This window comes from Thiobacillus sp. SCUT-2, assembly GCF_035621355.1.
Classification (GTDB): domain Bacteria; phylum Pseudomonadota; class Gammaproteobacteria; order Burkholderiales; family Thiobacillaceae; genus Thiobacillus; species Thiobacillus sedimenti.
In genome coordinates this window covers 1,734,254-1,755,369 of the sequence record NZ_CP141769.1, presented here as the reverse complement: position 1 = coordinate 1,755,369, position 21,116 = coordinate 1,734,254, and the positions used below count along the sequence as shown (strand labels likewise).

General features: G+C 66.9%; 16 protein-coding genes and 3 tRNA genes. 13 read left to right on the top strand and 6 right to left on the bottom strand.

Annotated features, from left to right (window positions below; all coding sequences use genetic code 11):
* Window positions 1-2: 2 nt before the first annotated feature.
* Genes VA613_RS08600 through hpnC form a run of 5 tightly spaced genes read right to left on the bottom strand, consistent with a single transcriptional unit; the run spans window position 3 to window position 4,928 of the window.
* Window positions 3-1,250 (bottom strand): serine/threonine-protein kinase, encoded by a 1,248-nt coding sequence (locus VA613_RS08600; RefSeq protein ID WP_324778688.1) that lies wholly within the window; start codon window positions 1,248-1,250, stop codon window positions 3-5.
* 13 nt (window positions 1,251-1,263) lie between these two features.
* Complete coding sequence (locus tag VA613_RS08595; protein ID WP_324778687.1) at window positions 1,264-2,007, bottom strand: SDR family NAD(P)-dependent oxidoreductase; 744 nt, start codon at window positions 2,005-2,007, stop codon at window positions 1,264-1,266.
* Window positions 2,004-3,272, bottom strand: a complete 1,269-nt coding sequence (gene hpnE, locus VA613_RS08590) for a hydroxysqualene dehydroxylase HpnE (protein ID WP_324778686.1) — start codon at window positions 3,270-3,272, stop codon at window positions 2,004-2,006. The genes VA613_RS08595 and hpnE overlap by 4 nt, the downstream gene beginning before the upstream one ends.
* On the bottom strand, window positions 3,269-4,114 hold the full coding sequence (gene hpnD, locus VA613_RS08585) for a presqualene diphosphate synthase HpnD (protein WP_324778685.1): 846 nt from the start codon (window positions 4,112-4,114) through the stop codon (window positions 3,269-3,271). The genes hpnE and hpnD overlap by 4 nt, the downstream gene beginning before the upstream one ends.
* Before the next feature lies 1 nt (window position 4,115).
* The gene (gene hpnC / locus VA613_RS08580; RefSeq protein ID WP_324778684.1) at window positions 4,116-4,928 is read right to left on the bottom strand and encodes a squalene synthase HpnC; all 813 of its coding nucleotides are present in this window, start codon (window positions 4,926-4,928) and stop codon (window positions 4,116-4,118) included.
* A gap of 109 nt (window positions 4,929-5,037) precedes the next feature.
* On the opposite strand from hpnC, the gene VA613_RS08575 reads away from it, so the two are divergent.
* The 9 genes from VA613_RS08575 to VA613_RS08535 all read left to right on the top strand — a co-directional run bounded on the left by VA613_RS08575 (window position 5,038) and on the right by VA613_RS08535 (window position 13,680).
* A tRNA-Leu gene (locus VA613_RS08575) sits at window positions 5,038-5,122 on the top strand.
* A gap of 58 nt (window positions 5,123-5,180) precedes the next feature.
* Window positions 5,181-6,479, top strand: coding sequence for a trigger factor (gene tig, locus VA613_RS08570; protein ID WP_324778683.1), 1,299 nt, complete (start codon window positions 5,181-5,183; stop codon window positions 6,477-6,479).
* Window positions 6,479-7,117 (top strand): ATP-dependent Clp endopeptidase proteolytic subunit ClpP, encoded by a 639-nt coding sequence (gene clpP / locus VA613_RS08565; protein ID WP_324778682.1) that lies wholly within the window; start codon window positions 6,479-6,481, stop codon window positions 7,115-7,117. The genes tig and clpP overlap by 1 nt, the downstream gene beginning before the upstream one ends.
* A 23-nt stretch (window positions 7,118-7,140) precedes the next feature.
* Complete coding sequence (clpX, locus tag VA613_RS08560) at window positions 7,141-8,415, top strand: ATP-dependent Clp protease ATP-binding subunit ClpX (protein ID WP_324778681.1); 1,275 nt, start codon at window positions 7,141-7,143, stop codon at window positions 8,413-8,415.
* A gap of 116 nt (window positions 8,416-8,531) precedes the next feature.
* Window positions 8,532-10,946: an endopeptidase La gene (gene lon, locus VA613_RS08555; protein ID WP_324778680.1), complete on the top strand. Its 2,415-nt coding sequence runs from the start codon at window positions 8,532-8,534 to the stop codon at window positions 10,944-10,946.
* A 148-nt stretch (window positions 10,947-11,094) separates the two neighbouring features.
* On the top strand, window positions 11,095-11,367 hold the full coding sequence (locus tag VA613_RS08550) for an HU family DNA-binding protein (RefSeq protein WP_296641944.1): 273 nt from the start codon (window positions 11,095-11,097) through the stop codon (window positions 11,365-11,367).
* Between the two features lie 62 nt (window positions 11,368-11,429).
* Window positions 11,430-11,505 (top strand) — tRNA-Val (locus VA613_RS08545).
* 53 nt (window positions 11,506-11,558) lie between these two features.
* Window positions 11,559-11,635: transfer RNA gene (locus VA613_RS08540), tRNA-Asp, on the top strand.
* A gap of 152 nt (window positions 11,636-11,787) precedes the next feature.
* Window positions 11,788-13,680 (top strand): SurA N-terminal domain-containing protein, encoded by a 1,893-nt coding sequence (locus VA613_RS08535; RefSeq protein WP_324778679.1) that lies wholly within the window; start codon window positions 11,788-11,790, stop codon window positions 13,678-13,680.
* Window positions 13,681-13,743: 63 nt separating this feature from the next.
* Here the strand turns inward: VA613_RS08535 and fabI are convergent, their stop codons facing one another.
* On the bottom strand, window positions 13,744-14,526 hold the full coding sequence (gene fabI, locus VA613_RS08530; RefSeq protein ID WP_324778678.1) for an enoyl-ACP reductase FabI: 783 nt from the start codon (window positions 14,524-14,526) through the stop codon (window positions 13,744-13,746).
* A gap of 74 nt (window positions 14,527-14,600) precedes the next feature.
* Between fabI and VA613_RS08525 the strand changes: the two genes are divergently transcribed.
* Genes VA613_RS08525 through VA613_RS08510 form a run of 4 tightly spaced genes read left to right on the top strand, consistent with a single transcriptional unit; the run spans window position 14,601 to window position 21,107 of the window.
* On the top strand, window positions 14,601-16,766 hold the full coding sequence (locus VA613_RS08525; protein ID WP_324778677.1) for an ABC transporter substrate-binding protein: 2,166 nt from the start codon (window positions 14,601-14,603) through the stop codon (window positions 16,764-16,766).
* A complete protein-coding gene (locus tag VA613_RS08520; RefSeq protein ID WP_324778676.1) occupies window positions 16,766-17,743 on the top strand; it encodes an ABC transporter permease in 978 nt (325 codons plus the stop codon). The genes VA613_RS08525 and VA613_RS08520 overlap by 1 nt, the downstream gene beginning before the upstream one ends.
* Window positions 17,740-19,146 carry an ABC transporter permease gene (locus VA613_RS08515; RefSeq protein ID WP_324778675.1) on the top strand — a complete coding sequence of 469 codons (1,407 nt, stop codon included), beginning with the start codon at window positions 17,740-17,742 and terminating at the stop codon, window positions 19,144-19,146. The genes VA613_RS08520 and VA613_RS08515 overlap by 4 nt, the downstream gene beginning before the upstream one ends.
* Complete coding sequence (locus tag VA613_RS08510; RefSeq protein WP_324778674.1) at window positions 19,143-21,107, top strand: ABC transporter ATP-binding protein; 1,965 nt, start codon at window positions 19,143-19,145, stop codon at window positions 21,105-21,107. Before VA613_RS08515 ends, VA613_RS08510 begins: the two co-directional genes overlap by 4 nt.
* The last annotated feature ends 9 nt before the right edge of the window (window positions 21,108-21,116 follow it).

Genomic DNA, 21,116 nt, shown 5'->3' with positions numbered 1-21,116 from the left:
GTTCAGCCTTTCTTTTCCAGCTGCTTCAGGTGCCTGCGGCGTTCCGCCCGCAGCCGCTCGATTTCGCGGTCGACCTGGACCACGTCGGGGTGTTGCCGGGTGTATTTCAGCAGCAGCATCGTGCGCTTGATGCGCAGTTCGACCAGCTTCTTGTCGAGCCCCGCGAGGTAGGGGTCGGATTCGCGCTTCGCCGCCTCGGGCGGGCCGGGCGCTTCGCCGGACGGGCGCACTTCGGGACCTGATGCGGCGGGCGTACCGGCCGTGCCCCCCGTCGCGCGCGGGGCCGCGGGGGGCGCCGAGGGCGTCGGCGACGGCAGGAAGTGCTCGATCACGATGATGCCGAGCCCAATCAGGAGGAAGACGGCGAGCGGGATGCCGAACGCGAGGACGCGCAAGGGCCGCGTTATTTCGTCACGGTGCGACGGGGCGGCCGTGGCGGGCGGGGTCGCCAAAGCCAGCGACCGGAGGGCGCCGACGACGGCGCGGGCGTCCGGCCGGGCCTCGGGCTGCTTGCTCAGCATGCGGCCGAGCAGCTCGCCGAGCGCAGCGGGCAGCTGCGGTCGCAGCGCGGAGGCGGCGACCGGCGTGTCGTTGACGACACGGTAGATGATCGTCGGCAGGCTGTCGCCGTCGAAGGCATAGTGGCCGGTGAGCATCTCGTACAGTACCGCGCCGAGCGAAAAGATGTCGGAGCGTCCCTCCACTTCGCGTCCCATCGCCTGCTCCGGCGACATGTAGCGCGGCGAGCCAAGCATCTGACCGGCCTGGGTCTGGTCGCTGTTGACGACATGGGCGATGCCGAAATCGGTGAGCTTGATGCGCCCGCTCTGGCCGGTGATGACGACATTGGCCGGCTTGACGTCGCGGTGTATCACGCCGTGCTCGTGCGCGAATGCGAGTGCCTCGGCCATCTGCAGGGCCGTGTCGAGCGCAAGGTCCAGCGGCATCGGGCCCTTGTCCATGATTTCGCGCAGCGTCGCGCCGCGCAGATATTCCATGGCGATATAGGCGACCGCGTCGGCTTCGCCGACGTCGTAGATCGTCACGATGTTGGGGTGGGACAGGCGCCCCGCGCTTTGCGCTTCGCGCAGGAAGCGCGATTCCGCGTCGGGCGCCTCCTTGCGCAACTGCGCGATGGGTACGGTCTTGATGGCGACCGTGCGTTCGATCAGCGGATCGTGGGCCCGGAAAACGGCGCCCATTGCGCCTTCACCGATTTCGTCGAGTATTTCGTAGCGGCCGATCTTCATGGCCGGACGGATCTCAGGCCTGGCATTCCACGACCTGTCCCCGAACCTCGCGGCTGTCCGCGCCCATCAGGTACAGGTAGCAGGGCATCAGGTCGTCGACGCTGGGCAGGGTCTCGGGCGACAGGCCGGGGTGCGTGCGTCCGCGCAGCGTGGTGGCAACCTGTCCGGGAATCAGCGTGTTGAAGCGCAGATTCCCGTTCGAGCTGAACTCGTCCGCCCAGACGCGGGTGAGCGTCTCCAGCGCGGATTTCGCCACGGCGTAGCCGCCCCAGTAGGCAGCGGGGCGATGCCCGTGGGTTTCGCCGGTGAACACCACCGAGGCGTCCGGCGAGTCCTGCAGCAGGGGCAGGCAGGCCCGGGTCAGCGCGAACGGTGCGATCAGGTTGACCCGCATCAGCGCCTGCCATTGGTCGAGCGTCTGCAGGTGGAGCGGCGTGAGGCTGTAGAACTGGTGCGCGCTGTGCAGCAGGCCGTCGAGCCGCTGCAGATGGTGGCGGATCGTGCCGGCCAGCGTCTCCATGCTGCGGTCGTCGGCGGCGGCGAGGTCGTACGGGAACATCGCCGGCTCGGGGCCGCCGGCGGCAACGATTTCGTCGTACACGGCCTCGAGCCGCGCTTCGTCGCGTGCGAGCAGGGCGACGGTGGCGCCATGGCGCGCGAACGCCAGGCTGGCGGCGCGGCCGAGGCCGGAACTGGCGCCGGTCACGAGGACGACGCGGTCAGCGAGCAGATCGGGGCGGGGAAGATAGTTTTTCATAGCGCTTCGAGAAGTAAGGCGGCCGATTGTACTCCGCTCGAGGTGGCACTTTCGAGCGTCGCGGGATACGGCCCGGCGGTGTAATCGCCGGCGAGGAAGAGGCGCGGGTGCGGCGTCTGAACCGGGGGGCGCGTCATCGCGGGGACGCAGGCGTAGGTTGCCTGCTTTTCGACGATGCGACGCCGCCAGCGCGCGGGGCCAGGGTCGACGATCCGCCGCAGCTGGCCCTCGGCCTGGTCGAGCCAGTCGGCCGGCAGCGTCGCCGCGGCGCTGGCGACGAACGCCAGCAGCCCGGCCTGGCCGTGGCTTCGACCGCGGTCGAACACGAACTGGGCGGGGCCATCGGCCAGTGCAAGGAGCGGCCGAGCCAGGCGGAAATCGGCGTCGTAACGGATGTAGGCCGTGGCGATGGGCAGGTAGTCGAAGGCCGCCGCTGCGTCGCTTGCCGCCTCGAGCGCGGGGATTCGCGCGATCAGCGCGCCGAGGTGCTGGGGGGCGACGGCAAGGATCGCATGGCTGAAGGTGGCGGTTGCGCGAGGCGTGACCAGCGTGACGCCTGCGGGCGCGGCGTCGACGGCGGTCACGCGGGTGGCCCGGTGTACCGTGCCTCCCAGCGCCTCTACCCGTGCCGCGGCGGGCTCGGGGAACACGGCGCTGAGGTCGCGCCGCGGCAGCAGCAGGTCGCTGTCCGCGCTACGGCCGCCAAACGCCGCGTGGATGACGTCGCGGAAAACCTCGGCACTGGCGCGCTCCGGCGGCGTGTTGAGCGCGGAGACGCAGAGCGGGTGCCAGAGGAGACGGTTGAGCGATTCGGGCTGGGCGCGCGTGAGCTGGCTGACGCTGCCGGCGAGCGGCGTCCTGTCGCCAAGCAGCGCGTGCACCCAGCGTGCCGCGGCCAGCTTTTCGCCCCAGCGCAGGCCACGCGCGCCGAGCAGCCCGGCGGCAAGGTGCAGGGGGGCGGGCAGGCGCGGGCAGGCGAGGCGGAAATCCGGCGGTTGCTCCAACGTGAGCGGCAGCCGCCACAGCGGGGATGGGGTCGCGGCGGGCTGCACGCGCTCGATCAGTTCGAGCGTCTGGCGGTACGCGCCCAGCAGGATGTGCTGGCCATTGTCGAGCGTCTCGCCGTCGAGCCCGACTGCGCGCGCGCGGCCGCCCAGCGTGCGGCCGGCTTCGTAGAGGGTCACCGCCACGCCGGCCTCCGCCAGGGTCAGCGCGGCGGCGCAGCCGGCCCAGCCCCCGCCGACGACCGCGACCTTCGCCGTCACGGGAACAGCCAGGTCCTGCTGGCGAGCCACAGCTTGCGCAGCGGCGTGAGCGAGACGCGTGCGCGCAGCACGGGAAACGCGTCGTGCCGGATCTCGTCCAGCAGGGTGCGATAGATCGCCGCCATCACCAGGCCCGGGCGCTGGGCGCGGCGTGCGGCGGCGGGCAGCCGGGCGAGCGCGGCGTCGTAATGCGCGCTCGCGCGCTCGTACTGGAACTGCATCAGCGCCTGGAACGCCGGCGTGTCGCGGCCGTTCAGGAGATCGGCTTCCGCCACGCCGAAACGCGCCAGTTCGTCCTGCGGCAGATAGATGCGGCCGCGCCGTGCGTCCTCGCCGACGTCGCGGATGATGTTGGTCAGCTGGAAGGCGAGGCCGAGTTCGTGTGCATAGCGGCGGACCTCGCGGTCATGCACGCTTCGCCCGCCCTCGAAGATCGATGCGGCGATCTCGCCGACGATGCCGGCGACCCGGTGGCAGTAGAGGCGCAGCGACTTGAAGTCGGGGTAGCGCGCATGGTCGAGATCCATCGCCATGCCGTCGACGATCTCGAGCAGCAGGGCAGCGGGGATGGCCCGGCCCTGCGGCGTGTCGGCGAGGGCGCGTGTGGCAGGGTGCTCCGGCGCGCCCGCGGCCAGGCGCGCGATCTCGGCGCGCCACCAGTCGAGCTTGGCGAGGGCGACCTGGCGCTCGCGGCATTCGTCGACCACGTCGTCGAGTTCGCGGCACAGCGCATAGAACGCGGTGATCGCGCGTCGCGCGTCCGGCGGCAGGAAGAGAAAGCTGTAATAGAAGCTCGATCCGCTCGCGGCGGCGCGTTCCTGGCAATACTGGTGGACGTCCATTTCAGTGCAGCCCGCGCGCGAGCATGAAGAGCCAATCCTTCGGGGTGAGCACCGGGCGCGCGTGGAACACGCACGCAGGGTCGGCGTGCAGCTTCCGCAGGATCGCTTCGCCGCCGCGGATCGTCACCCGGATCTCCAGTCCGATGCGGCCGTGCAGCGCGCGGCCGAGCGGCGCGCCGGCCTGCAGCAGCTTGCGCGCCCGTTCGATCTGCTTGTGCATCATCATGTGCCACAGCCCGCGGGTGTCGCCCGTGGCGATCTGCGCTTCGCTGACGTGGTGCGCGGCAAGTTCGTCCTGCGGCAGGTAGATGCGGTTCTTGCGGTAGTCGACGGCGATGTCCTGCAGGAAATTGATGAGTTGCAGGCTGCTGCAGATCGCATCCGAATACGCCAGGTGGCGGGGGTCGCGGTCGCCGTACAGGTGCAGCATCAGGCGCCCGACCGGATTCGCCGAGCGGCGACAGTAATCCATGACCTCGCCGAAGTCCGCATAGCGGTTTTTTCCCACGTCCTGCGCGAAGGCGGAGAGCAGGTCGCGAAACGGCGCGAGCGGGATGGCGTATTCGCGGATTGCCTCCGCAAGGGGGCCGAACACCGGGTCATCCGGTGTCTCGCCGCGTTCGATGCGGTCGAGCGCCTGGTCGTAGGCGGCGAGTTCCGCCAACCGCTGGGCGGGCGGCGCGTCGCCCTCGTCCGCGAGGTCGTCGGCGCTGCGCGCAAACCGGTAGATCGCCTCGACCGGACGGCGCAGCCGCCTGGGCAGCAGCCAGGAGGCGACAGGGAAGTTTTCGTAGTGATCGACCGGCACCGGCAATAAAAAACGGAATGGGAATAATGACTTAGGCGGGATGCCGGGCGGGCTTGGATGACAGCATCATCTTGATTATATTACACTTCTTCGTTGCAGGTTTTGCGGCCAAGCCGCGTGAGTGGCGGAATTGGTAGACGCACTGGATTTAGGTTCCAGCGCCGCAAGGCGTGGGGGTTCGAGTCCCCCCTTACGCACCATCGCTTGATGCTGTTCATCCAATCAATCATCCCGATCAAATAGCCAGGAAGTATTTTGATGCAAGCAAATCTTGAAGTTGTCGAAGGACTGGTCCGTCGCCTGGACATCAGCGTGCCCATGGGCCAGGTGGAAACCGAAGTGCAGAGCCGTCTCAAGCGCCTGGCACGCAGCGTCAAGATGGATGGCTTCCGCCCGGGCAAGGCGCCCCTCGCCGCAGTCGCGCGCCAGCATGGCGCCGGCGTGCGTCAGGAGGTGCTGGCCGAGGCCTTGCAGGCCCGCTTTGGCGAGGCCGTTCAGGCCCACCAGCTGAGGATCGCGGGCTACCCGCGTTTCGAACCGAAGGCGGGGACGGCGGATGCGGCCGAAATGACCTTCAGCGCGAGCTTCGAGGTCTATCCCGAGGTGAAGATAGACGACCTCGGCGCCAGCAAGATCAGCCGTCCGGTGGTGAACTTGACGGACGACGACGTGGTCAAGACGCTTGAGGTGCTGCGCAAGCAGCGCCGCAGCTTCGAACCCGCCGATCGCGCCGCTGCCGAGGGCGACCTGGTGCGCTTCGACTACCAGGGGACGGTCGACGGTGCGGCGTTCGAGGGCGGCAAGGGCGAGGACTTCGCTGCCGTGATCGGCGAAGGCCGCCTGCTCAAGGACTTCGAGCAGAGCCTGGTCGGCCTCAAGGCGGGCGACAGCAAGGGCTTCGACCTGACCTTCCCGGCCGACTACGCGGCGAAGGAGCTGGCCGGCAAGGCGGCCCACTTCGAGGTGCAGGTCAAGGACGTCCAGGCCCCCGTGCTGCCGGCGCTCGACGCCGAGTTCGCCAAGGCGCTCGGGGTCGAGGATGGCGATGTCGAGAAGCTCAAGGCGGAGGTGAAGACCAACCTCGAGCGCGAAGCGAAGCGTCGCGTGCAGTCCAAGCTGAAGGAGCAGGTGATGGATCTCCTCCTCGAGAAGAGCACGCTGGGCCTGCCGCAGAGCCTGGTCGCGATGGAAGCCGAGCGCCTGCTGAAGATGACCGAAGCGGACATGCAGTCGCGCGGGGTTCAGACGATGAAGCTGACTGCCGATATGTTTACTGGACAGGCCGAGCGCCGCGTCCGCCTGGGGCTGATCCTCGCCGAGATCGTGCAGGCGAACAAGCTTGCCGCGCAGCCCGACCAGATCCGCGCGCTGATCCAGGACCAGGCACAGAGCTACGAGGAGCCCGAACAGGTGGTCCAGTGGTACTACCAGAGCCCGGAACGGATGCAGGAGATCGAGTCCCTGGCGCTGGAAGAGAATGTGGTAGCATGGGTTGCAGGTCAGGCCCAAGTGGAAGACGTTGCAACCTCGTTTGAAGAATTGATGGGACGTGCCTGATGCGCATTGATTTTGAACGCAATTCCTTCGAGCCCCAGGGGTTGGGGCTGGTGCCCATGGTCGTCGAGCAGAGCGGCCGGGGCGAGCGCGCCTACGACATCTACTCGCGACTGCTCAAGGAGCGGGTGATTTTCCTGGTCGGCCCCGTGAACGATGCGACGGCCAACCTCGTGGTTGCCCAGATGCTGTTCCTCGAGTCGGAAAATCCCGACAAGGACATCTATTTCTACATCAACTCGCCGGGTGGATCGGTTTCCGCCGGCCTGGCGATCTACGACACCATGCAGTTCATCAAGCCGGACGTGTCGACCCTGTGCATCGGCCAGGCTGCCAGCATGGGCGCCTTCCTGCTGACGGCCGGCGCCAAGGGCAAGCGCTACTGCCTGCCCAATTCGCGCGTGATGATCCACCAGCCGCTGGGCGGATTCCAGGGGCAGGCGTCGGACATCGAGATTCACGCCAAGGAAATCCTATATTTGAAAGCGCGCCTCAACGAGATGCTGGCCAAGCATACCGGCCAGAGCATCGAGGCCATCGAGCGCGACACCGACCGCGACAACTTCATGAGCGCGGACGAGTCCGTGAAGTACGGCCTGGTCGACAAGGTGCTGACCAGCCGCGTCGAAGCGGGCAACTAAGCAACAGGTAACAAGGAACTGGCATGGCAGACAAAGGCTCGGGCGACAAACTTCTCTACTGCTCCTTCTGCGGCAAGAGCCAGCACGAGGTGCGCAAGCTGATTGCCGGGCCGTCGGTATTCATCTGCGACGAATGCGTCGAGCTCTGCAACGACATCATCCGCGAGGAAATCCAGCAGGCCGACAGCCAGAAGGGCGGCGGCTCCGACCTGCCGACCCCGCACGAGATCAGCGGCATCCTGGACCAGTACGTGATCGGGCAGGGCCAGGCGAAGAAGGCGCTGGCGGTGGCGGTGTACAACCACTACAAGCGCCTGCGCAGCAATACCGGCAACACCGGTGACGTCGAGCTGGCGAAGAGCAACATCCTGCTGATCGGCCCGACCGGCTCCGGCAAGACCCTGCTCGCCCAGACGCTGGCGCGCCTCCTGAACGTGCCCTTCGTGATCGCCGACGCGACCACGCTCACCGAAGCCGGCTACGTCGGCGAGGACGTCGAGAACATCATCCAGAAGCTCTTGCAGAAGTGCGACTACGACGTCGACAAGGCCAAGCAGGGCATTGTCTACATCGACGAGATCGACAAGATCTCGCGCAAATCCGACAACCCGTCGATCACCCGCGACGTGTCGGGTGAAGGCGTGCAGCAGGCCCTGCTGAAGCTGATCGAGGGCACCACCGCCTCGGTGCCGCCGCAGGGTGGCCGCAAGCATCCGAACCAGGAGTTCGTGCAGGTCGACACCAGCAACATCCTGTTCATCTGCGGCGGTGCGTTCAGCGGGCTGGAGAAGGTCATCCGCGGCCGCACCGAGAAGGGCGGCATCGGCTTCGGCGCGCAGGTGAAGAACGTCGACGAGACCAAGCGGGACGCCGAACTGCTGCATCAGGTCGAACCGGAAGATCTCATCAAATACGGCCTGATCCCTGAATTTGTCGGTCGTTTGCCGGTCGTTGCGACGCTCGACGAGCTCGATGAAACCGCCCTGGTGCAAATCCTGACCGAACCGAAGAACGCGCTGACGAAGCAGTTCGCCAAGCTGTTCAAGATGGAAGGCGTCGAGCTCGAGTTCCGCGACGAGGCCCTCAAGGCCATCGCCAAGCGCGCGCTGGCGCGCCGTACCGGCGCGCGCGGCCTGCGCTCGATCATCGAGCATGCGCTGCTCGACACCATGTACGACCTGCCCTCGCTGAAGGGCGTCAGCAAGGTGGTGGTCGACGACCACCTGATCAACGGCGACGGCAAACCCTTGCTGATCTACTCCGAACAGGGCGACCAGCCGCTGGCCGCCGGCGCGTGAAGCCGAGGCTGATGGAACCTATCAGCCCCCTTGAATTCCAACCGATGTCCCCCACCTGCGGATAAGCGCGGCGCGATGCCGCGCGTCCACTCTCCAACCCTTACCAGGACACAATCATGAGCGACAACATCTCCAAGGAACAGATCGACCTGCCACTGTTGCCGCTTAGAGACGTGGTGGTCTTTCCCCACATGGTGATCCCGCTGTTCGTCGGGCGCCCCAAATCGATCAAGGCGCTGGAAACCTCGATGGAATCCGGCAAGAGCATCCTGCTGGTGGCGCAGAAGACCGCCGCGCAGGACGACCCCACGCCGGAGGACCTCTACGCCACCGGCAGCGTGGCGACCGTGCTGCAGATGCTGAAATTGCCCGACGGCACGGTCAAGGTGCTGGTCGAGGGGAATCAGCGCGCGCGCGTGCTGGAAGTCACCGATGCCGGCACGCATCTGGCGGCCCGCGCCGAAATCCTGCCTGCCGAGGGCGAGGACCTGGTCGAGGTCGAGGCCATGCGCCGCGCGCTGCTGACCCAGTTCGACCAGTACGTCAAGCTGAACAAGAAGATTCCGCCGGAAATCCTGACCTCGCTGTCGGGCATCGACGAGGGCGGGCGGCTCGCCGACACCATCGTCGCCCACCTGCCGCTCAAGCTCGAGCAGAAGCAGGAGGTGCTCGAGATGATTCCGGTCAACAAGCGCCTCGAGCACCTGCTCGGCCTGCTGGAGGGCGAACTCGACATCCTGCAGGTCGAAAAGCGCATCCGCGGCCGCGTCAAGCGGCAGATGGAGAAGAGCCAGCGCGAGTACTACCTGAACGAGCAGGTCAAGGCGATCCAGAAGGAACTCGGCGACATCGAGGAAGGCGCCGAGCTCGAAGAGCTCGAGAAGCGCATCAAGAGCGCCAGCATGTCGAAGGAAGCCGAGGCCAAGGCGCTCGGCGAACTGAAGAAGCTGCGCATGATGTCACCGATGTCGGCCGAAGCCACGGTGATCCGCAGCTACATCGAGGCGATGGTCGGCCTGCCCTGGAAGAAGAAGACCAAGATCAGCAAGGACTTGGCCAAAGCCGAGAAGGTGCTCGACCAGGATCACTACGGCCTCGACAAGGTCAAGGAACGCATCCTCGAATACCTCGCCGTGCAACAGCGCGTCGACAAGGTGAAGGCGCCGATCCTGTGCCTGGTCGGCCCGCCCGGCGTCGGCAAGACCTCGCTCGGCCAGTCGATCGCGCGCGCGACCAACCGCAAGTTCGTGCGCATGGCGCTCGGCGGCGTGCGTGACGAGTCGGAAATTCGGGGTCACCGCCGCACCTACATCGGCTCGATGCCGGGCAAGATCCTGCAGAGCCTGACCAAGATCGGCGTGAAGAACCCGCTTTTCCTGCTCGACGAAGTCGACAAGATGGGACAGGACTTCCGCGGCGACCCGTCCGCGGCGCTGCTCGAGGTGCTCGATCCCGAGCAGAACCACACCTTCCAGGACCACTACATCGAGGTCGAGTACGACCTGTCCGACGTGATGTTCGTGGCGACGGCCAACTCGCTCAACCTGCCGGCGCCGCTGCTGGACCGCATGGAAGTGATCCGTCTGTCGGGCTACACCGAGGACGAGAAGATCAACATCGCCGAGCGCTACCTGGTGCCGAAGCAGCTCAAGGTCAACGGCATCAAGGAAGGGGAGCTGGCGATCGCCGAATCGGCGCTGCGCGACATCGTGCGTTACTACACGCGCGAGGCGGGCGTCCGCAGCCTCGAGCGCGAGATTTCCAAGATCTGCCGCAAGGCAGTCAAGGCGCTGCTGCTGAAGAAGCAGAAAGGCAAGATCTCGGTCACGTCGCGCAATCTCGACAAGTATCTTGGCGTGCGCCGCTTCAGCTTCGGCATCGCCGAGAAGAACAACCAGGTCGGCCAGGTGACCGGCCTCGCGTGGACCGAGGTCGGCGGCGAACTGCTGACCATCGAGGCCGTCTCGCTGCCCGGTCGCGGCAAGATGACCACCACCGGCAAGCTCGGCGAAGTGATGCAGGAGTCGATCCAGGCCGCGCTGTCGGTGGTGCGTTCGCGCTCGCGCAAGCTCGGCATCCTCGAGGACTTCTACCAGAAGCGCGACATCCACATCCACCTGCCGGAGGGTGCGACGCCCAAGGACGGTCCGTCGGCGGGCATCGCGATCTGCACCTCCATGGTATCCATCCTGACCGGCATCCCGGTGCGGGCGGACGTGGCGATGACCGGCGAGATCACGCTGCGCGGCGAAGTGCTGCCGATCGGCGGCCTCAAGGAGAAGCTGCTGGCGGCGCATCGCGGCGGCATCAAGACCGTGCTGATCCCGCAGGAGAACGTCAAGGATCTCACCGAGATTCCGGACAACATCAAGAACAAGCTCGACATCCATCCGGTGAAGTGGATCGACGAGGTGCTCGAGCTCGCGCTCGAGCATGCACCGGAGCCCCTGCCTGACGAACCCGAATCGGAAGCCGCGGCAATCGCCGTGCCTGAAGACGAGGAAAACGCACAGGCTGCGCTCAAGCACTGAGTACTTTTTGACCACTCCCCGGAATCCCGCGCCAGACGCGGGATTTTTTTGCCCATCGCCCGGAAAACCGCTTGACACAAGGTTTTGCGCGTTGCTATAAAAGTGCCCACAGGGTTTTCCTGTGCCACTTGAGTGAAGGGGACAACACGTGAACAAATCCGAACTGATCGATGCCATTGCCGACTCGGCTGACATCTCCAAGGCGGCCGCCGGGCGCGCGCTGGATGCAACGGTCGAGGCAGTGAAGAAGGCCCTCAAGAAGGGCGACATGGTGACGCTGGTGGGCTTTGGCAGCTTCTACGTGGGCAAGCGCGCGGCACGCACCGGCCGCAATCCGCGCACCGGCGCGACGATCAAGATCAAGGCCGCGAAGGTTCCGAAGTTCCGCGCCGGCAAGGGCCTGAAGGACGCCATCAACTAAGAAAAAATGCACGTCGCACTTGGCAGGATCGAAAGGAATGATGTAGAATTTTGGTCTTTGTCGGGTGCTTAGCTCAGCTGGTAGAGCGTCGCCCTTACAAGGCGAATGTCGGGGGTTCGATCCCCTCAGCACCCACCAGCAGGGTCAGCCAAAGGCAGTCGAGTTTCAGCAGCAAGTTTGGGCAGCATCTGGGAGTGGTAGTTCAGTTGGTTAGAATACCGGCCTGTCACGCCGGGGGTCGCGGGTTCGAGTCCCGTCCACTCCGCCAACACCAAAAAGGCGAACGCAAGTTCGCCTTTTTTCATTCCTGATCGCGCCGCGATCGGTCGGCCGACCGGCTGAATTAAATTGCGCAAGCGCGAGACGGCAAGCGCAAAGTGCGCGAAAATCCGCGTTGACGATTTTTCGGAGTAAGACACCGTGCTCGAAGCAATCCGCAAGCATGCCCAGGGTTGGCTGGCCAAAGTCATTCTGGCCTTGATTGCAATCACGTTCGCGCTCTTTGGCGTGGACTCCTACCTGAAGGGCGGCCGGGGGGGCAACGTCGTCGCCGAGGTGGGCGACGTGGGAATTTCGCGCGAGGAACTGGCGCGCGAGATCCAGGGGCAGACGGATCGCATGCGGGAAGCGATGGGGCCGGCGTTCGATCCGGCCGTGGCGCAGACGGTCGAGTTCCGGAAGCAGGTGCTGGACAGCCTGATCGAGCGCAAGGCCTTGCTGCTGGAGGCCCGCGACAGCGGGATTGCGGCGCCTGACGCCTATGTCGCGTCCGTGGTGGCCCAGATCCCCGCGTTCCAAGAAAACGGGAAGTTCTCGCAGCAGCGTTACGAGGCCGTGCTGCGGCAGAATGGCCGCACGCCGGCAGCCTTCGAAAACGAGCTGCGTCAGGGCTTCATGCTGGATGTGGTGACCAGCCCGGCGACGCTTGCCGCGTTCTCCTCGGCGACGTCGCTGACGCAGATTGCACGCCTGCTTTCGCAGCAACGCGAAATCTCCTGGGCGGATCTGGCACCTGCCAGCGTGGCGTCGGAGGTGAAGGTCACGCAGGCCGACATCGAGCGCGACTATGCGGCACACAAGGCCGAATTCACCGAGCCCGAACAGATCCGTGCGGAATACCTGGTGCTCGACATGGCCAGCGTCGCCGCGGGCATTAGCGTGAGCGACCAGGACGTGGCTGATTACTACCGCGCGAATGCGGCGAAGTTCGCGCAGCCCGAGCAGCGCAGCGCGAGCCATATCCTCATCGCGGTGGACAAGAACGCCGACGCGGCCACCCGCGCCAAGGCCAAGGCCAAGGCGACCGAGCTGATGCAGATCCTGCAGAAGTCGCCTGAGCGCTTTGCGGAACTCGCCCGCACGGAATCACAGGATCCGGGCTCTGCCGCGCAGGGCGGCAGCCTCGGCAGCTTCGGCCGCGGCATGATGGTCAAGCCGTTCGAAGAGGCCGTGTTCGGCATGAAGCCGAACGAAATCCGCGGTCCTGTCGAAACGGACTTCGGCTATCACATCATCCGCCTCGACGGCATCCAGCCCGCCAAGGAATTGCCGCTGGGCGAGGTGCGCGCCGAGGTGCTCGACGCGATCCGCAAGGAGCGGGCGCAGAAGGCATTCGCGGACCTGGCCGACAACTTCAGCAATCTCGTCTATGAGAACGCCCAGTCGCTGCAGCCCGCTGCCAATGCGGCCAAGCTCACGATTCGCCAGACCGACTGGATGACGGCCAAGACTGCGCCGGCGCCGTTCAACCGGGCTGCGCTCGCGAGCGCGCTGTTCAGCGCCGATTCGATCAAGTCGCGCCAGAACACCGACGCGATCGAGGTGCAGCCCGGCATGCTGGTGGCGGCGCGCGTGATCGACCATCGCCCGGCACGCCTGCGGCCGCTTGCCGAGGTGGCGGCGACGATCGAGGCCAGGCTGCGCGCCGAGCAGAGTGCCAAGCTGCTGGCGCAGAAGGGCGAGGCGACCGTGAAGGCCTTGGAGCAGGGCAATGAGTCGGGCCTCAACTGGTCGGCGTTCAAGGTGGTGGGGCGGCAGCCGACGGTCGAGCTCGACGATGCCATGCTGAAAGCGGTGTTCCGCGCCAATACCGACAAGCTTCCCGCCTACACGGGGGTGGCGCGGCCCGACGGCAGCTATCGCATTGTCCGGGTCAGCCGCGTCGTCGACACGTCCCCGGATCCGCGCCTGCTGGCATCGGTCAATGCCGGCCTGGCGCAGGCCCTGCAGCGCACCGACATGAAGGCGATGCTCGCACTCGTGACGGCTGCGGAAAAAGTGAAGATCAAGCCCAACGCGATCGAGGGGCAATAAGCCGATCGCAGACCCATGAAAAACGCGCCTTCACGGCGCGTTTTTTCCTGTGGGCGATGCAGCTTATTCGGATCCGCCGGCCGTGGTGTTGAAGCCGGCGTCGACGTAGGTGATCTCGCCGGTGATGCCGGACGCGAGGTCCGAGAGCAGGAACGCGGCGGCGTTGCCGACTTCCTCGATCGTCACGTTCCGGCGCAGCGGCGCGTTCTTGGCGACGAGGTCGAGCTTGTCGCCGAAGTTGGCGATGCCGCTGGCGGCGAGCGTCTTGATCGGGCCGGCCGACACGGCGTTGACGCGGATTCCCTTCGGACCGAGGCTTTGCGCCATGTAGTAGACGTTCGATTCGAGGCTTGCCTTGGCCAGGCCCATGACGTTGTAGTTCGGTGCAGTGCGGATGGCGCCGAGGTAGGACAGCGTCAGCAGCGCGGCCTTGCGGCCTTCCATCAGCGGCAGGGCGGCCTTGGCCAGCGCGGCGAAGCTGTAGGAGCTGATGTCGTGCGCGACGCGGAAGTTCTCGCGGGTGACCGAGGCGAGATAGTCGCCGGACAGCGCCGATTTCGGCGCAAACGCGATCGAGTGCACCAAGCCGTCGAACCCGTCCCAGTGCTTGCCGAGTTCCGCGAATAGCGCATCGATTTCCTCGTCGCTGGCGACGTCGCAGGGGAACACCAGGTCCGAGCCGAACTCCTGGGCAAACTCGACGACACGGTCCTTGATGCGGTCATTCTGGTAGGTGAAAGCCAGCTCGGCACCTTCGCGTTTGCACGCACCCGCGATGCCGTACGCAATCGAACGGTTGGAAATGACGCCGGTGATGAGCAAGCGTTTTCCTGCAAGAAATCCCATGATGGTCTCGAAGAGTTGAGCAGCCCCGGATTATAACGGCTGACGTTGGTGGCGGGCTTGGGTACACTGGCGCCATGGTGCGCATGGGGGCGATTTTCCGGGGGCTGGGGCTGCTGGCGGCGGCGGCGCTGGGCCTGCTGGCCGGGTGCTCCGGCGAGTGGAACAATCCCTATCCCGACGGCAAGGCGAATGCCAACGTCCTGTACAGCGCCTTCCCGGAGCGTCCCAAGCATCTCGATCCGGCGCGTTCCTACAGCTCGAACGAGGCGGAGTTCACGGCGCAGATCTACGAGCCGCCGCTGCAGTATCACTTCCTGAAACGTCCCTACACGCTGGTTCCGCTGACCGCGGAAGCGGTGCCGCACCCGCGCTATGTCGACGCCGCAGGCACGCCGCTTCCCGACGACGCGCCGTCCGCGGCGATCGCCGAGAGCGTGTACGAAATCCGCATTCGGCCCGGCATCCGCTATCAGCCGCATCCCGCCTTCGCGCGCGACGCCGCCGGGCGTCATCGCTATCTCGGGCTCGATGCGGCCGCGCTCGCGGGCAAGACGCGGCTCGGCGATTTCCGGCATGCCGGTACCCGCGAACTCGTCGCCGCCGACTATGTCTACCAGATCAAGCGGCTTGCCAATCCGCGGCTGAGCTCGCCGATCTTCGGCCTGATGGCCGAGCACATCGTCGGCCTGAAGGCGCTCGGCGAGGCGCTCGAGCAGGCCTCGCGCGCCCACCCGGATGCGCCGCTCGACCTGAACGCGTTTCCCCTCGCGGGTGCCGAGGCGGTCGACCGCTACACCTACCGCATCCACGTCAAGGGGAAGTACCCGCAGTTCGTCTACTGGCTGGCGATGCCGTTCTTCGCGCCGGTCCCGTGGGAAGCCGAGGCCTTCTACGCGCAGCCCGGAATGGCCGACAGGAACCTGACGCTCGACTGGCAGCCGGTCGGGACGGGCCCGTTCTATCTCGCCGAGAACGACCCGAATCGCCGCATGGTGCTGAAGCGCAATCCCTATTTCCACGGCGAGGCCTACCCGGCCGAGGGCGAGCCGCAGGACCGCCGCAATGGGCTGCTCGCGGATGCCGGCAAGCCGCTGCCGCTGGTCGACGAGGCGGTGTTCAGCCTGGAGAAGGAGACCATCCCCTACTGGAGCAAATTTCTCCAGGGCTATTACGACACGTCCGGCATCAGTTCCGACAGCTTCGACCAGGCCGTGAAATTTTCCGCCGGCGGCGATCCGCAGCTCACGGCGGCCATGCGCGGGAAGGACATCCATCTGGTCACCACCGTCGCCGCGTCGGTCTGGTACGTGGGCTTCAACATGCTCGATCCGGTCGTCGGCGGCCTCGGCGAGGACCGCCGCAAGCTGCGGCAGGCGATCTCGATCGCGTTCGACTACGACGAGTTCATCTCGATCTTCCTCAACGGCCGCGGCATCCCGGCGCAGGGGCCGATCCCGCCCGGGCTGTTCGGCTATGTCGACGGCGTCGCAGGGCTCAACCCCTACGTCTACGAGGCGCGCGATGGCCGCATCGTGCGGCGTCCGATCGAGGTGGCGAAGAAGCTGCTCGCGGAGGCGGGCTACCCGAACGGCCGCGATGCCCGGACGGGCGCGCCGCTGGTGCTGTATTTCGACACCATGGCGAGCGGCCCCGACGCGAAGTCGCGGCTCGACTGGATGAAGAAGCAGCTCGACAAGCTCAACGTGCAGCTCGTCGTGCGCGGCACCGACTACAACCGCTTCCAGGACAAGATGCGCAAGGGCAATGCGCAGCTGTTCGAGTGGGGCTGGAATGCCGATTACCCCGATCCGGAGAACTTCTTCTTCCTGCTTTACGGCCCGAACGGCAAGGTCGCGAGCGGCGGCGAGAATGCGGCCAACTACGAGAATCCCGAGTTCGACCGCCTGTTCGAGCGCATGAAGGACATGGACAACGGCCCCGCGCGCCAGCGCGTGATCGACGACATGCTGGCCATCGTGCGGCGCGACGCGCCGTGGATCTTCGCCTACTATCCGAAGTCGTTCGGCCTGCGCCACGGCTGGGTGCACAACGTCAAGCCCAACCTGATGGCGAACAACACGCTCAAGTACCTCCGCATCGACCCGCAAGTTCGGGCGCGCCGCCGTGCCGAGTGGAACCGCCCGGTGCTGTGGCCGCTCGGGCTGCTGCTGGGCGGCCTGGTGCTGGCGGTCGCGCCGGCGGCGATCGCCTGGCGACGGCACGAAAGGAAGCGTGCCTGATGCTTGCATATATTTTTCGCCGCGTGCTGTACGCGATCCCGATCCTGATCGGCGTGAACCTGCTGACGTTCACGCTGTTCTTCGTCGTCAACACGCCGGACGACATGGCCCGGCTGCAGCTCGGGGTGAAGCACGTGACGCCGGAGGCGATCGCGCGCTGGAAGGTCGAGCACGGCTACGACAAGCCCCTGCTGCTGAACGAACGGGCAACGGGCAGTGCGCGGTTCACCGACACGATCTTCTTCAGGCATTCGGCGGCGATGTTCGCGTTCCAGTTCGGCAAGGGCGACGACGGCCGCGACATCGCCAGCGAGATCAGGACGCGCATGGGGCCGAGTCTGGCGATCGCGCTGCCGGTCTTCGTGATCGGGCTGATGGTCAACATCACCTTTGCGCTGCTGATGGTGTTCTTCCGCGCCTCCTACCTCGATCTGTGGGGGGTGGTCCTGTGCGTGGTCCTGATGTCGATCTCGGGGCTGTTCTACATCATCGCGGGGCAATACTTCATTGCCAAGCTGTGGAACCTGCTGCCGATCTCGGGCTTCGCCGGCGGCATCGACGGCTTGCGCTTCATCCTGCTGCCGGTGCTGGTGAGCGTGGCGTCGGGCCTGGGCAGCGGCGCACGCTGGTATCGCACCATCTTCCTCGAGGAGATCGGCAAGGACTACGTGCGCACGGCGCGCGCCAAGGGCCTCGGCGAAGCGCGCGTGCTGTTCCGCCACGTGCTGAAGAACGGGATGATCCCGATCCTGACCGGCGCGGTGGTGGTGCTGCCGCTCCTCTTCATGGGCAGCCTCATCACCGAGTCCTTCTTCGGCATTCCCGGGCTCGGCAGCTACACCATCGACGCGATCCAGGCGCAGGACTTCGCCGTGGTGCGCGCGATGGTGTTCCTGGGCTCGGTGCTCTACATCGTCGGCCTCGTCCTGACCGACATCTCGTATTCCTGGGTGGACCCGCGGGTGCGGCTGCAATGAGCGTCCAGCCCGTCGTCCTCTGGACCGATGCGCTGATCTTCGCGCTCGTGGCGGCACTGCTGGCGCTCGCCTGGTTCATCCGGTGCCAGCCTCATCTGCGCGCGCCATGGGCCGCGGTTGCGCGGCGCCCCATGGCCATGGCCGCCGCGCTGGTGCTTGCCGTGTTCGTATGCATCGGCCTGCTCGATTCGCTGCATTACCGCGCGCAGCTGGACGACAGCCCGGCCGGCAAGCCGCAATACTCGGTCGAGGTGCTGTCCGTGTTCGACGCGCTGGTGGGGCGCCTGCGGACCCAGCAGGAAAAGACCTACTCCGCGCCGCTGGCGATGCAGCTCTATTCGAAGGAGTTCGTCGACCGCGGCGGCGTCACCGTGCGGGATTATCCGCGCCTCCGGTACGGCGGCGCGCACCTCACCGACGCAGCCGATCGCGTGCCGGACATCGTGCGCCGGGTTGTCGTGGGCCTTGTCGAGGGGGGCTTGGCGAGCCTGCTGCTGTTCGCGCTGCTGGCAGCGTGGGGGGCGCGCCGGCGTCGGATGGGGGGGCGGGCCTGGTTGCGCGCCTGGAAGACGGGGGTGCTCGGCTGGCCTGCGCGGACGCTGGTGCTGACGGGTGCGCTGCTCCTCGCGCTGGGGGCGGTGACGCACCAGCTGGCGATGGGCTACCACGTCTTCGGCACCGACAAGGTGGGACAGGACGTGCTCTATATCAGCCTCAAGAGCATCCGCACCGGCCTCATGATCGGCACGCTCACCACGCTCGTCACGCTCCCGCTCGCGATCGGGCTCGGCATCGCGGCGGGGTACTTTCGCGGCTGGATCGACGACGTGATCCAGTACGTCTACACGGTGCTGAACTCGATCCCCGGCGTGCTCCTGATCGCCGCCGCGATCCTCATCGTGCAGGTTGCCATCGAAGCGCATCCGGGCGTGTTCGACACCGCGGCGGCGCGCGCCGACGTCCGCCTGCTGGCGCTCTGCCTGATCATGGGCATGACGAGCTGGACGGGCCTGGCGCGCCTGCTGCGCGGCGAGGCGCTCAAGCTGCGCACCCTCGACTACGTCGAAGCCGCGCGGGCTTTCGGCGTATCGCACGTGCGCATCCTTTCCCGCCACATTTTCCCCAACGTGTTCCACCTGGTTCTGATCTCGATCGTCCTCGACTTTTCGGGCCTGGTGCTGGCCGAGGCGGTGCTGTCCTATGTCGGCGTGGGCGTCGACCCCACCATGTACAGCTGGGGCAACATGATCAACGGCGCGCGTCTCGAGCTTGCCCGCGAGCCCGTCGTCTGGTGGCAGCTCGGCGCCGCCTTCACGCTCATGTTCGCGCTGGTGCTGGCGGCCAACCTGTTCGCGGACGGCGTGCGCGACGCCTTCGATCCCCGTCTGGAGGGCCGGCGGTGAAGCCGCTGCTGCAGGTCGACCGCCTGGTCACCGACATCGGCGCCACGCGCGTCGTCGACGGCGTGTCCTTCCACGTCGCCGCCGGCGAAACCTACGCCTTGCTGGGCGAGTCGGGATGCGGCAAGTCGATGACGGCACTGTCGCTGATGCGCCTGCTTCCGGACGGCGGGCGCATTGCCTCGGGCGCGATGCGGCTCGGCGAGACGGATATCCGGGCGCTGGCCGAGCGCGACATGCGGCGCGTGCGCGGCGGGCGGATGGCGATGATCTTCCAGGAACCGATGCTCGCGCTGAATCCCGTCGTCAAGGTCGGCGCGCAGATCGGCGAGGCGCTCGCGCTGCATCGGCGGGTCGGCGGGCGCGCGGGGCGCGACGCGGCGCGTGAACTGCTCGACGCCGTGGGCGTGCCCGATGCGGCACGGCGGCTCGACGCCTATCCGTTCGAGCTCTCCGGCGGCCTGCGCCAGCGGATCATGATCGCGATGGCGCTGGCGGGGGAACCGGAGCTGCTGATCGCCGACGAGCCGACGACGGCGCTCGACGTGACGATCCAGGCGCAGGTGCTCGACCTGCTGCGTCGCCTGCGCGTCGAACGGCGCATGGGGATGCTGCTGATCACCCACGACCTCGGCGTGGTCGCGGAGAACGCCGACCGCGTCGGCGTAATGTATGCCGGCGAACTGGTTGAGGAGGGCAGGCGGGACGACTATTTCAGCGCGCCTCAGCATCCCTACAGTCGCATGCTGTTCGAAGCCTTGCCGCGTCCCGGCGAAGGCGGCCGGCTGGCGACGATCGCGGGCCAGGTGCCGCGGCTCGACGGCTCGCTCGCCGGCTGCCGCTTCGCGCCGCGCTGTCCCTTTGCCGTGGCCCGCTGCCGCACCGAGGCGCCGGACTGGCAGGAACACGCCGGGCTGCGCGTGCGCTGTCATCTGGCAGGCTCCCTGCCGCAGGGGCGTGTGCCGGTGCCGATCCCGTCCCTGCGGGCGGTGGCTTCCCCGCAGCCCCTGCTGGAAGTCGAGGGGCTGAAGGTTCACTTTCCCGTGCGGCGCGGCCTGATCCAGCGCACCGTCGGCCACGTGCGCGCCGTCGACGACGTGGCGCTGTCGATCCACGCGGGCCGCACGCTCGCATTGGTCGGCGAATCGGGCTGCGGCAAGACGACGGTGGGCAAGGCGCTGCTGCGGCTGATCGAGCCCACCGCGGGGCGGGTGGCCCTGGCGGGCGAAGCCGTCAGCGCGAGCAATGCGGCCTCGCTGCGGCGGCAGGCGCAGATGGTCTTCCAGGACCCGTTTAGTTCGCTGAATCCGCGCATGCGGGTCGCGGACATCCTGCTCGAGGGCATGGACGCCCTCGGCGTCGGGGCCGCTGCCGAGCGGCGCGACGCGGTGGAAAGGCTGCTGCGTCAAGTCGGCTTGCCGGATGACGCCGGCGCGCGCTATCCGCACGCGTTTTCCGGCGGCCAGCGCCAGCGCATCGCCATTGCGCGCGCGCTGGCGGTGTCGCCCCGGCTGGTGGTCTGCGACGAACCCACCAGCGCGCTCGACGTGTCGGTGCAGGCGCAGATCCTCAACCTGCTGAAGGACCTGCAGGACGAGCTGGGCCTCGCCTATCTCTTCATCACGCACAATCTCGCCGTGGTCGACTATCTGGCGCACGACGTGGCGGTCATGTATCTCGGTCGCATCGTCGAGCAGGGGCCGGCCGGGGCGCTGCTGCGCACGCCGCGCCACCCCTACGCGCAGGCGCTGGTGAGCGCCGTCCCGCACATCGGTCCGACGCCCCGGCCGGCGATCATGCGGCTCGAGGGTGACCAGCCGTCCCCGCTCGCGCCACCGGGCGGCTGCCACTTCCATCCGCGCTGCCCGCATGCGGGCGCCGCGTGCCGGGTCCGCTACCCCGAGCCGACCGTTCTCGGCGGCGGACACTGGGTGCGCTGCCACTGGGTGGCGGGCACGCTTTGAATGTCTTCA

Coding starts and splice junctions, on each gene's coding strand:
- VA613_RS08600 (WP_324778688.1), bottom strand. CDS start 1,250: ATGAAGATCGGCCGCTACGAAATACTCGACGAAATCGGTGAAGGCGCA.
- VA613_RS08595 (WP_324778687.1), bottom strand. CDS start 2,007: ATGAAAAACTATCTTCCCCGCCCCGATCTGCTCGCTGACCGCGTCGTC.
- hpnD (WP_324778685.1), bottom strand. CDS start 4,114: ATGGACGTCCACCAGTATTGCCAGGAACGCGCCGCCGCGAGCGGATCG.
- tig (WP_324778683.1), top strand. CDS start 5,181: ATGCAAGCAAATCTTGAAGTTGTCGAAGGACTGGTCCGTCGCCTGGAC.
- clpP (WP_324778682.1), top strand. CDS start 6,479: ATGCGCATTGATTTTGAACGCAATTCCTTCGAGCCCCAGGGGTTGGGG.
- clpX (WP_324778681.1), top strand. CDS start 7,141: ATGGCAGACAAAGGCTCGGGCGACAAACTTCTCTACTGCTCCTTCTGC.
- lon (WP_324778680.1), top strand. CDS start 8,532: ATGAGCGACAACATCTCCAAGGAACAGATCGACCTGCCACTGTTGCCG.
- fabI (WP_324778678.1), bottom strand. CDS start 14,526: ATGGGATTTCTTGCAGGAAAACGCTTGCTCATCACCGGCGTCATTTCC.
- VA613_RS08525 (WP_324778677.1), top strand. CDS start 14,601: ATGGTGCGCATGGGGGCGATTTTCCGGGGGCTGGGGCTGCTGGCGGCG.
- VA613_RS08520 (WP_324778676.1), top strand. CDS start 16,766: ATGCTTGCATATATTTTTCGCCGCGTGCTGTACGCGATCCCGATCCTG.
- VA613_RS08515 (WP_324778675.1), top strand. CDS start 17,740: ATGAGCGTCCAGCCCGTCGTCCTCTGGACCGATGCGCTGATCTTCGCG.